Origin of the sequence: Pseudomonas sp. JV245A, assembly GCF_032424515.1 — a bacterium.
Classification (GTDB): Bacteria; Pseudomonadota; Gammaproteobacteria; order Pseudomonadales; family Pseudomonadaceae; genus Aquipseudomonas; species Aquipseudomonas protegens.
The window spans coordinates 1-9779 of record NZ_VYKE01000173.1; the positions used below are offsets into that span (position 1 = coordinate 1).

Below are 9779 nucleotides of genomic sequence, written 5' to 3' on the forward strand. Positions count from 1 at the left end.
CCCGCGCCAGGGTGCGGGGGATCATGGCAATCAGCTCACCCCAGCTGAAGGGCGGGAAATCATCGGTGCCGCGCACCACGGTTTCGACTTTTTCCGAGAGGAAGCCGTTGAAGGGTGCGGCGATGATGTTGGCCAGCATGGTGAAGCTGAAAAACACCATGAAGGCCACCAGCACCACGAACAGCGGCCAGATGACATAGCTGAGGAAACTCAGCCAACTGGGCAGGGACGGCATCAGCGCATCGACCCAGAGGCTGAATTGATGGCCGGCGAAATAGATCAATCCGACGAACAGCACCAGGTTGATTGCCAGGGGCAGGAGCACGAACAGGCGCAGGCCGGGGCTGAGGACCAGCTTCAGGCCTTCACGCAGGTATTGCGGGCCGGACAGGACAGGGGCGGGCATAGAGCGCTCCGAGCAGAATGAAAACGCGCCGACCTTACCGGCTTTGTCCTGGGGGCGAAAGCACGGCGAAGCGGTCGACATCAACGGTAACAAAGACCCTTTCAAATAGGCCTCCTGAGGATAGAGACCGCCTATGAGCTGGATTGTTAAACCGTATTTCCTTAATCTTCGCCCCCTCTATACGCTTCACCCATTATTTTTTGGACGGACGAGTTCAAGCCTTCCCCAAGGTTTCGCCGTCCTTTTTTATTCCAGCCGGCAATCCGGCGTTCCGCGCCAGGCTAGCCGGGCCGGTCGATAGGAGTGAGTCATGTCTGAAGTACGCCATTCGCGTGTGATTATTCTCGGTTCCGGCCCTGCCGGTTACAGCGCCGCCGTCTATGCCGCCCGTGCCAACCTGAAGCCGCTGCTGATCACCGGCATGCAGGCCGGTGGCCAGCTGACCACCACTACCGAAGTCGACAACTGGCCCGGTGACGTGCATGGCCTGACCGGCCCGGCCCTGATGGAGCGGATGCGCGAGCACGCCGAGCGTTTCGAGACTGAAATCGTCTTCGATCACATCAATGCCGTGGACTTCGCAGCCAAGCCCTACACCCTGACCGGTGACAGCGCGACCTACACCTGCGACGCCCTGATCATCGCCACCGGTGCCAGCGCTCGCTACCTGGGCCTGCCTTCGGAAGAAGCGTTCATGGGCAAGGGTGTTTCCGCCTGTGCCACCTGCGACGGCTTCTTCTATCGCAACAAGCCGGTGGCAGTGGTCGGTGGCGGTAACACCGCTGTTGAAGAAGCGCTGTACCTGGCCAACATCGCCAGCACCGTGACCCTGATCCACCGTCGCGAAACCTTCCGCGCCGAGAAGATCCTGATCGACAAGCTCAACGCCCGGGTGGCCGAAGGCAAGATCATCCTCAAGCTCAATGCCAACCTGGACGAAGTCCTGGGTGACAACATGGGCGTGACCGGTGCCCGCCTGAAGAACAACGACGGCAGCTTCGACGAGCTGAAGGTCGACGGCGTGTTCATCGCCATCGGCCACACCCCGAATACCTCGCTGTTCGAAGGCCAGCTGACCCTCAAGGACGGTTACCTGGTCGTGCAGGGCGGCCGTGACGGCAATGCCACCGCCACCAGCGTCGAGGGCATCTTTGCTGCCGGCGACGTGGCCGACCACGTTTACCGCCAGGCCATCACCTCGGCCGGCGCCGGTTGCATGGCGGCACTGGACACCGAGCGTTACCTGGACGGCCTGCAGAACGCTTCGTTCTGATTTGCCACCCATAAAAAAAACCGGCGCAAGCCGGTTTTTTTATGGGTGTTGCACGGTAGCAGCCGGCTTGCCGGCGAACAGGCCCTCGAGCCTTGCGCCGCTGTGCTGACGCCTTCGCTGGCGAGCCAGCTCCTACAGAATGCGGATCAGCGGCGGGTCAGCGGCTGGGCGGAGAACTTGACCCCGGCCAGGCCGTGAACGATCAGGGCGCGGATATTGCCGTGGTCAGTGCCTTCGGGGGTGGCCAGTACCGAGCGGTAGTGTTCGCCGAAGGCCAGCAGGGCCTCTTCGTCGCTCAGGCCTTCCAGCAGGGCCAGGCCCAAGGTCTTGCACGAACCTTCGTTCTGCCCGGCGGCGTTTTCCACGCCGCCGTTGTTGAAGGCCTGGGGCTGGTAGTCATAGCCGGCGGCGACAAAGGCCAGGGTGTCGGCAAAAGCGTGTTCACCGCTGTTCAGGCTGGCGCGCAGGGTGTTCAGGTCAGTCATTGGGGTTTTCCTTTGGCGAACGCCGCTTGCTGCTCGGCGCTGGCTTCTTTCTGGTAGAGATTTTTCCATTCGGCGTAGGGCATGCCATACACCACTTCACGAGCGTCATCGAGGCTGACCTCGATCTGGCGTTCGTCGGCCTCGGCCTTGTACCACTTGGAGAGGCAGTTGCGGCAGAACCCGGCGAGGTTCATCAGGTCGATGTTCTGTACGTCCTTGCGGCTGTCCAGGTGGGCCACCAGGCGGCGAAAGGCCGCGGCTTCCAGTTCCAGGCGTTGTTGTTCAGTCATGGGGTTTCTCCGGGACAGGGGCAAGCGCCCAGGCGGGCACTTGCCACTTGTGGCAGTTTTCTAGGCGCTGGCGCGGCTGGCCGCGAGGGTGATCGACACCGACTCGGCAAAACGCAGGGCGTGGGGTTTGTCGACTTCGACTTCGGCGTACTGCACCGAGGCGTTGCTCATCACCAGGTCCAGCAGCTCCTGGGTCAGGCGCTCCAGCAGGGCAAAGCGGTTGCCCTCGACATGGGCAATGATCGCCTTGGTGATGGTGCGGTAGTTCAGTGCGTGGTCGATGTCGTTGTCCCGCACCGCGTCCTGGGCCGCGTAGAGGATGGTCAGGTTGATCAGCACATCCTGCTTGTTGAGGATCTCTTCCTCGTTGATTCCGATGTAGGTCCGCAGGAGCAGGTCCTTGACTCGGATACGAGCCATTCCTGGCTGAAGTTGTGGCATTGCTACTTGCTCCGTCCAATCAATTGCAGGAATTCCTGGCGAGTGGTGCTCGAATCGCGGAAGGCGCCGAGCATCACCGAGGTGTGCATGGTGGAATTCTGTTTCTCGACGCCGCGCATCATCATGCACATGTGCTTGGCCTCGATCACCACCGCGACGCCGGCGGCCTGAGTCACGCTCTGTACCGCGTCGGCGATTTCCCGAGTGAGATTTTCCTGGATCTGCAGGCGCCTGGCGAACATGTCGACGATCCGCGCGATCTTCGACAGCCCCAGGACCTTGCCGGTAGGAATATAAGCCACATGGGCCTTGCCGATGAAGGGCAGCAGGTGATGTTCGCACAGGGAATACAGCTCGATGTCGGCGACTATCACCATTTCATCGCTGTCGGAAGCAAACAGCGCGCCGTTGACGATGTCCTCCAGCGACTGGCCGTAGCCGTGACACAGGTACTGCATGGCCTTGGCCGCGCGCTTGGGGGTATCGAGCAGGCCTTCGCGCTCGGGGTCTTCGCCCAGGTCCTTGAGGATCTCGCGATAGTGCTGGGGCAGGGAAAGGGTCATGCAAGGTCCTCACAGGGGCCGGCTTACTTGAGGTGCCGCCCGCCGTTGACGGTCAGGGTGGTGCCGGTGACATAGGGGTTGTCCAGCAGATAGCGCAGGCTCTGGTAAATCACTTCGCTGCCGGGTTCGATGCCCAGCGCGGATTTGGCCAGGGTCTTGGCGCGGTACGCCGCGTCGTCGTCGGGGTTGAACAATAGCAGGGCCGGGGCAATGCCGTTGACCTTGATTGTCGGGGCGTATTTCGCTGCGAAGGACAGGGTCAGGCTGTCCAGGCCGGCTTTGCTGGCGCAGTAGGCGATGTGCTTGCTGCTGCCCTTGCGAGTCACGTCGTCGCTGATGTGGATGATGTCCGCCGGGCTCGAGCGCTGCAGCAACTCGGCGCAATGCAGGTTGATCAGGTAGGGCGCCAGCATGTGCACGCCGAACATCCGGGCAAAGGCCGCTGCTTCGTCGCCTGGGCTCTCCTCCAGCCATTCCGAGGCGTTGTGGACGATGGCCCGCAGGCTCTGGGTACGGTTTTTCAGCTCGGTGATCAGGGCCAGGATCCCGGCTTCGCTGGAGAGATCGGCGAACAGCAGGGTCGCGCCCTTTTCCCGCAGGGCCTCAAGGCCCGGGCGCTGGCTGCGGTAGGTGACGATCACCGGCTGCCCGTCTTGGAGCAGGCGCAGGGCGCAATGCAGGCCGACTCGCTGGCTGGCGCCGGTGATCAGGATCGGGGCAGGAGAGGTGTTCATGAAGGGCTCGCGTCGCGGGTAGTGGGAAAACTATACCAGCGAGGGAAGGCCCTGTGCCTGCAGGCAACGGGCTTGCCGGCGAATGCGATCTTGCGGGTTTTTTTCGTTGGCAAGCCAGCTTCTACGGTAGGCGCAAATATTGCGCGAGGTGTGGTAGGAGCCGGCTTGCCGGCGAATCACGGATTCTGCGTCGAGGGGGTGGCCGGCAGCGGTCGGGCCGGTGTGCTGTTGAGCCAGTTGGCCAGCAGCCGGGTGGACAGCGGAATGAAGAAATAGACCATCAGCGGGGTCAGGGCCAGGGTGCTGACAAATACCCGAGGCAGCAGGCTCAGGTCGCCGAGCAACGGGCCCAGGACAAAGTTGAACAGCAGTGACACCGGGAAGAATGCCAGCCAGATGGCCACGGCCTGCTTCCAGCGCGGCGGGCGATGGCCGGCGGCGCCGAACCAGCCGTCGATACCGCTGACCCGGTGCTCCGAAGGGTGGGCGAACAGGTCGCTGCCCCGGGCCAGCCAGGCCGTACGCGAGGCGGAGTGTTCCCAGGTATGCAGGGTGGATTCGTCGGCGAAGCGGAAGATGATCTGGAATTCGTCATCGTTGGGGGGCGGCGCAAGAACGCCGGAACCCAGGTAGCCGGGACAGTCGGTGGCCAGTTGTTCGCCTTCGCGCAGCCAGGCGATCAGGTCCTGGTAACGGCCGTCGGCAACGCGCCGGGCAACCATCAGGGTGACGGGTGAGGTAGACATTATGTATCTCCGTAAAACCAATGCGCTGCCTGGGTAAGGCAGTCGCTTGACGAGGCACCGGGGTGGCGGGCCGCGCCTGAAGCAAGCAAGGATTATTCCTGATTGCTGCCCAGGCACCAATGACGGCGGTCGGTTTTTCTCGTGCTTGAAGCATCGCCACCTGAGGGGAGTAGAATGATCGCCACTTTGTTTCCCGGTGTTTTCTTCCCAGATGCCCGTCATGACTGAACTTGCCCCCGCCCCTCACGCCCCCGAAGCCGTTCGTCAGGACGAGTTGTTTCCGATCCGTGAGGTGGCGCGCCTGACCGGAATCAACCCGGTGACCCTGCGGGCCTGGGAACGACGCTACGGTCTGATTCAGCCGACACGCACCGAAAGTGGGCATCGCCTGTACTCCATGCACGATGTTGAGGCGGTGCGTGAGATTCTCGGCTGGATCGAACGCGGCGTGGCGGTGAGCAAAGTGGGCAAGATCCTGGCCAAGGGCCGGGCTGCCCAGGCCCAGCTCAAGGCTCCGGTGGATGGCGGCTTGCAGGGCGAATACGGCCAGTGGCGCGATCAATTGAAACTGGCGGTCAGCGCGTTCGATGAGGAGCAGCTTGAGCGCCTCTACGGGCAGATCTTCTCCAGCTATGCCTTGCCGGTGGTGTTCCAGGACATCTTCCTGCCGTTCTGGAAGCAGTTACTGCTGGCGCGCGAGGCTTTTGGCCAGACCAGCGAATGGCTGTTCCTGGATGGCTTCCTGCGGGCGCGGATTACCCAGCGCCTGCTGTTGCAACGCGCCACCCAGAGCCGCTATCTGCTGCTGACGGCGCTCAATGAGCAATGCCGCGAACTGGAGCTGCTGGTGGCGGCGCTGATGCTCGGGCAAGATCCGATCGGTGTGCGCCTGCTGGGCCCAGGTGTGCCGCTGGAGGAACTGACCCTGGTCTGCGAAAAGGTCGCGCCGGTAGCCCTGGTGGTGTTTTCCAATCACGCACCCTCGGCCGAGTTGCCCAAGCGCCTCAAGCGCCTGGCACTGACCCTGGATTGCCCATTGCTGCTGGCCGGGGACGCGGCGGACCTGGCCCAGGACAGCCTGGTCGGTTCGCCGGTGGCTTGCCTGGGTAACGAGGGGCGCTTGATGCAGCAGCGCCTGCGCGGGTTCCTTTGAGGCGCTAGCCTTCAGGCGTGCAATGCCGGATGGCTGTGGCGGTGCTGCTGGAGGATGAACTGGCGCAGGCGCTCGGTTTCTTCCAGGTCGCTCTGATCCAGGCGGTAGGCGTAGAAACCGGCTTCGGTCTGGCGCTCGAAGCGCCCGTGCAGGGCAATCCGTTCATAGCCCGAGGGGCTGAACCACTGGGCGAACTGCCGCGGTGGCCGGGTACCGTTGCGGATCTCCACCAATATCCCCTTGAACGAGACCTCCCGAACCCACAGGCGGCCAGGCTGGCCCCTGGCATTTTCCAGGGCCACCGGCTGCTCCAGGGCCAGGCGCCAGGGGCGCACCATGGGCCCATCCTCGAAGATGCTCGGCACCCCCAGCCGCAGGTGCAGGGCATGGAATTCGTCTTCCACCAGCTGCAGCGGGAAGGTCATCTGCTGGTTGTCGAAACGGGCCTGGATGGTGACCTTTTCATTGGCCGCCAGGCGCGTCAGCAGGTCACGGATCTGCGCGCCGCCATTGACCATCAGGCTCGAGGTGGTATCACGCACATTGAGCTGCGGGTTGTGCTGCATGGTCTGGATGAAGTCCAGTTCATCCTGGGTGAGGAGGGCGTCACGCTGCATGATGTTGCTCGGAGGGTGGAGGACAGATCGGCGGGGAATATCCCTACGACCACGAATTCCGCGATTTATTAGTGGCCGCTGGTCGCCTTGAGGGCGGCCAGTTCAGCTTGCACTTCGGCCAGTTGCTGCTCCAGCTGGAGCAAGCGTTGCTGGGCCTTGACCTGGACGCTGACGTCTTTCTGCACGCCGATGAAATAGGTCAGCTGATCACTGTCATTGAATACCGGGGTGATCGACAGCTCATTCCAGAAGTGACTGCCGTCCTTGCGGTAGTTGCGCAGCACCTCGCGGCACGGCCGGCCTTGTCGCAGGGCCTGGCGGATCACTTCCAGGCCTGGCTGGTCACGGTCCCCGGATTGCAGGAAGCGGCAATCCTGGTACAGCACTTCGTCGGCGCTGTAGCCGGTCAGCCGCTCGAAGGCCGGGTTCACATAGATCACGATGTTGTCTTCGCCTTCCTGCTCGGCGACCACAATCCCGTCGTTGGAGGCGTTGATCATCCGTTGCAGCAGATGAGCGTTGATCATCCTGAAGTTCCGCTTTCGATCAGCAAGTGCTGGAGTGTAAGAGAGGCTGGCCCGCTGTCCACCAGCGCTTTGCAGCAGAGGTGGCGGCACAGGCGGGATTTTACTCCGTAGCTGTTAATATCCCAGCCTTTTAGTCAGCTTCAGGATCAGATTGATGAAAGTCGCCATCCTTTCCGGCTCGGTGTACGGCACGGCTGAAGAAGTCGCCCGGCATGCCGCCAAACTCCTCAACGCCGCAGGTTTCGAGGCCTGGCACAACTCGCGCGCCACTCTGGCCGAGCTTCAGGCCTTCGCCCCGCAGGCGTTTCTGGCCGTGACCTCCACCACCGGCATGGGCGAGTTGCCGGACAACCTGCTGCCGCTGTATTCGAGTATTCGCGATCAGTTGCCCGCCGCCTGGCGCGGGTTGCCCGGAGCGGTCATCGGCCTGGGAGATTCCAGCTACGGCGATACCTTCTGTGGCGGTGGCGAGCAGATGCGCGAGCTGTTCGCCGAGCTGGGCGTGCAGGAAGTGCTGCCCATGCTGCGCCTGGACGCCAGCGAGAGCGTGACCCCGGAAACCGACGCCGAGCCCTGGCTGGCCGAGCTGATCAGCGCCCTGCGGGGCTGACCGGCTGTTCCCGCAGCAGCGCCAGCCAGGCTTGCGCTGCCTTGGACAGATAAGCGCCCTGGCGCCAGATGAAGGCGATATCCCATCGCAGGTAGTCCGGCGCCTTCAAGGTCAGGCGCACCACCCCAGGCCGCACCAGGCCACGGGCCACCACACTGGGCAACAGCACCACGCCCTGGCCGGCGGCCACCAGCGCCGCCAGGAAATCCGCCTGGCCGCTGCGCCCGCCTTCCCTGGGGGTGAAACCCACCTGCTGGCAGGCCTGCAACAGCCGGTCGTTGAGCACGAAACTGCGCTGGTACAGGAGGAACGGCGTGTCTGCCAGTTCTTCCAGGCGTACCTGGGCGTTCATCGCCAAGGGGTGATCGGCGGGCAGCAAGGCATCCAGCGGTTCATCGCAGAAGGGCTGGTAGGCGAACGCCGGGTCCTTGGGGGTCAGGCTGCCCCCCAGTTCCAGTTCGCCGTTGCGCACCGCCTGTTCGACATTCAGGCTGCCGCCTTCGAGCAACTGCACCTGGATATTCGGATAGCGCCGGCGGTATTCGGCAAAACGGCTGGCGAACAGCGCGTCACTGCCTAGCAGCGGCAGCCCCAGGCGCAGTTCCCCCCGTGCCAGCTGGCTCAGGTCGTCCAGTTCGCTGAGCAGTTCGTGGCGCAGGCGCAACATGCCTTCGGCCCGTTGCAGCACCACGTTGCCGGCGGCGGTGAGGTGGATATGCGAACCCTGGCGCTCCAGCAAGGGCGTGCCGAGGCTCTGTTCCAGCTGGGCGATCTGCTTGCTGACCGCCGACTGGCTGATGTGCAGGGTCCTGGCCGCCTGGGTGAAGCCGCCCTGGCGGATCACCTCGACAAAGCTGCGCAGTTGTTTGAAATCCATGGCGTTGATTCCAGATTGGAATGGCTTCCAGTCTAACAATTCGCTTCGGTAATGATGGGGCTTTTCATAAAATAAGCCCCTGAGAGGACCGAACCACCATGAACATTTCCACCTGCAAACGCCTGGGCCGCCTGATTCTTGAACTGGCGGTGCTGCTGGCCATCTATTTTCTCGGCTGCCAACTGGCCAGCTGGCTGCCCTGGCCGATTCCCGGTGGGGTCATGGGCCTTGCGCTGTTGCTGCTGGCCTTCGCCTTGGGCTGGGTCAAGCCGGCGGCCCTGCAGCTGGGGGCTGGCCTGTTGATGGCCGAGATGCTGCTGTTCTTCATTCCCGCACTGATGAGCCTGCTGGACTACGGCGGCCTGCTGCGCCAGGACGGCTGGCGGATTCTGCTGGTAATAGGCGTCAGCACCCTGCTGGTGATGCTGGTGACAGCCTTGACCGTGGAATTGGTGTGCCGCTGGAGGATGCGCCATGAAGCTTGAAGCCATGCCGGTGTTCTGGCTGGCCCTGACCCTGGGCGCCTACCTGTTCAGCCGCTGGATCTACCGGCGCACCGGGCGCTACCTGCTGTCGCCGCTGATTCTGGTGCCGGCCCTGCTGCTGGCGGTCGCCGTGCCGCTGCACACCGCCTACGCCGAATACGCCGCCAATACCCACTGGCTGATGCTGGTACTGGGGCCGGTGACCGTGGCCTTCGCCATTCCCATCTGGCAGCAGCGGCAACTGCTGATGCGCCACTGGTCGGCATTGCTGCTGGGCATGCTGGCGGGCAGCGCGGCTTCCATTGGCAGCTCGTTCGGCCTGGCCAAGGCCCTGGCCCTGGACAGCTCGGTGACCCTGTCCCTGGTGCCGCGCTCCATCACCACGCCGTTCGCCATGCCCCTGGCCCATGACCTGGGCGGCGTACCCGAGCTGACCGCGGTATTCGTGATGTTCACCGGGGTGTTCGGGGCCATGCTCGGCGGTGTGCTGCTGCGCTGGCTGCCGCTGCGCAGCGCCCTGGCCCGCGGCGCCCTGTTTGGCGTCGGGGCCCATGGTGCAGGGGTCAGCCGGG

At 63.4% G+C, this 9779-nt stretch carries 15 protein-coding genes; 5 read left to right on the forward strand and 10 right to left on the reverse strand.

Going from position 1 to position 9779, the window contains the following annotated elements:
- Positions 1 to 406: sulfate transporter CysZ (cysZ, locus tag F6S12_RS27365; protein WP_315869531.1), on the reverse strand; the 406-nt coding region annotated here is incomplete at its 3' end.
- A gap of 310 nt (positions 407 to 716) precedes the next feature.
- On the opposite strand from cysZ, the gene trxB reads away from it, so the two are divergent.
- The gene (trxB, locus tag F6S12_RS27370; RefSeq protein WP_011059299.1) at positions 717 to 1679 is read left to right on the forward strand and encodes a thioredoxin-disulfide reductase; all 963 of its coding nucleotides are present in this window, start codon (positions 717 to 719) and stop codon (positions 1677 to 1679) included.
- A gap of 146 nt (positions 1680 to 1825) precedes the next feature.
- Here trxB and F6S12_RS27375 read toward each other — a convergent pair whose 3' ends face one another.
- The 6 genes from F6S12_RS27375 to F6S12_RS27400 form a co-directional block, all read right to left on the reverse strand.
- Positions 1826 to 2164 carry a HopJ type III effector protein gene (locus tag F6S12_RS27375; RefSeq protein ID WP_019093350.1) on the reverse strand — a complete coding sequence of 113 codons (339 nt, stop codon included), beginning with the start codon at positions 2162 to 2164 and terminating at the stop codon, positions 1826 to 1828.
- On the reverse strand, positions 2161 to 2454 hold the full coding sequence (locus F6S12_RS27380; protein WP_011059301.1) for a DUF1244 domain-containing protein: 294 nt from the start codon (positions 2452 to 2454) through the stop codon (positions 2161 to 2163). The genes F6S12_RS27375 and F6S12_RS27380 overlap by 4 nt, the downstream gene beginning before the upstream one ends.
- Positions 2455 to 2514: 60 nt before the next feature.
- Positions 2515 to 2895: a dihydroneopterin triphosphate 2'-epimerase gene (folX, locus tag F6S12_RS27385; protein ID WP_011059302.1), complete on the reverse strand. Its 381-nt coding sequence runs from the start codon at positions 2893 to 2895 to the stop codon at positions 2515 to 2517.
- A gap of 2 nt (positions 2896 to 2897) precedes the next feature.
- Positions 2898 to 3458, reverse strand: a complete 561-nt coding sequence (folE, locus tag F6S12_RS27390) for a GTP cyclohydrolase I FolE (RefSeq protein ID WP_011059303.1) — start codon at positions 3456 to 3458, stop codon at positions 2898 to 2900.
- Positions 3459 to 3481: 23 nt separating this feature from the next.
- The gene (gene folM, locus F6S12_RS27395) at positions 3482 to 4192 is read right to left on the reverse strand and encodes a dihydromonapterin reductase (RefSeq protein WP_041115997.1); all 711 of its coding nucleotides are present in this window, start codon (positions 4190 to 4192) and stop codon (positions 3482 to 3484) included.
- Between the two features lie 176 nt (positions 4193 to 4368).
- The gene (locus tag F6S12_RS27400; RefSeq protein ID WP_315869532.1) at positions 4369 to 4938 is read right to left on the reverse strand and encodes an antibiotic biosynthesis monooxygenase; all 570 of its coding nucleotides are present in this window, start codon (positions 4936 to 4938) and stop codon (positions 4369 to 4371) included.
- A 211-nt stretch (positions 4939 to 5149) separates the two neighbouring features.
- Here F6S12_RS27400 and F6S12_RS27405 point away from each other — a divergent pair, with 211 nt between their 5' ends.
- Entirely contained in the window at positions 5150 to 6091 is a 942-nt protein-coding gene (locus tag F6S12_RS27405; protein ID WP_011059306.1) for a MerR family transcriptional regulator, read from the forward strand.
- Between the two features lie 11 nt (positions 6092 to 6102).
- Here the strand turns inward: F6S12_RS27405 and F6S12_RS27410 are convergent, their stop codons facing one another.
- On the reverse strand, positions 6103 to 6708 hold the full coding sequence (locus tag F6S12_RS27410; protein ID WP_011059307.1) for a hypothetical protein: 606 nt from the start codon (positions 6706 to 6708) through the stop codon (positions 6103 to 6105).
- Positions 6709 to 6776: 68 nt separating this feature from the next.
- Entirely contained in the window at positions 6777 to 7235 is a 459-nt protein-coding gene (locus F6S12_RS27415; RefSeq protein WP_011059308.1) for a PAS domain-containing protein, read from the reverse strand.
- Positions 7236 to 7389: 154 nt separating this feature from the next.
- Here F6S12_RS27415 and F6S12_RS27420 point away from each other — a divergent pair, with 154 nt between their 5' ends.
- Positions 7390 to 7845: a flavodoxin gene (locus F6S12_RS27420; protein ID WP_011059309.1), complete on the forward strand. Its 456-nt coding sequence runs from the start codon at positions 7390 to 7392 to the stop codon at positions 7843 to 7845.
- On the opposite strand, the gene F6S12_RS27425 is transcribed toward F6S12_RS27420, so the two are convergent.
- A complete protein-coding gene (locus F6S12_RS27425; protein WP_011059310.1) occupies positions 7826 to 8722 on the reverse strand; it encodes a LysR family transcriptional regulator in 897 nt (298 codons plus the stop codon). The two genes, F6S12_RS27420 and F6S12_RS27425, sit on opposite strands and share 20 nt — an antisense overlap.
- A 98-nt stretch (positions 8723 to 8820) precedes the next feature.
- Between F6S12_RS27425 and F6S12_RS27430 the strand changes: the two genes are divergently transcribed.
- Both F6S12_RS27430 and F6S12_RS27435 read left to right on the forward strand, forming a co-directional pair.
- Positions 8821 to 9207: a CidA/LrgA family protein gene (locus tag F6S12_RS27430; RefSeq protein WP_011059311.1), complete on the forward strand. Its 387-nt coding sequence runs from the start codon at positions 8821 to 8823 to the stop codon at positions 9205 to 9207.
- Positions 9197 to 9779 (forward strand): LrgB family protein (locus F6S12_RS27435; protein WP_315869533.1); only part of this gene is annotated, 583 nt, incomplete at its 3' end. The genes F6S12_RS27430 and F6S12_RS27435, both read left to right, overlap by 11 nt.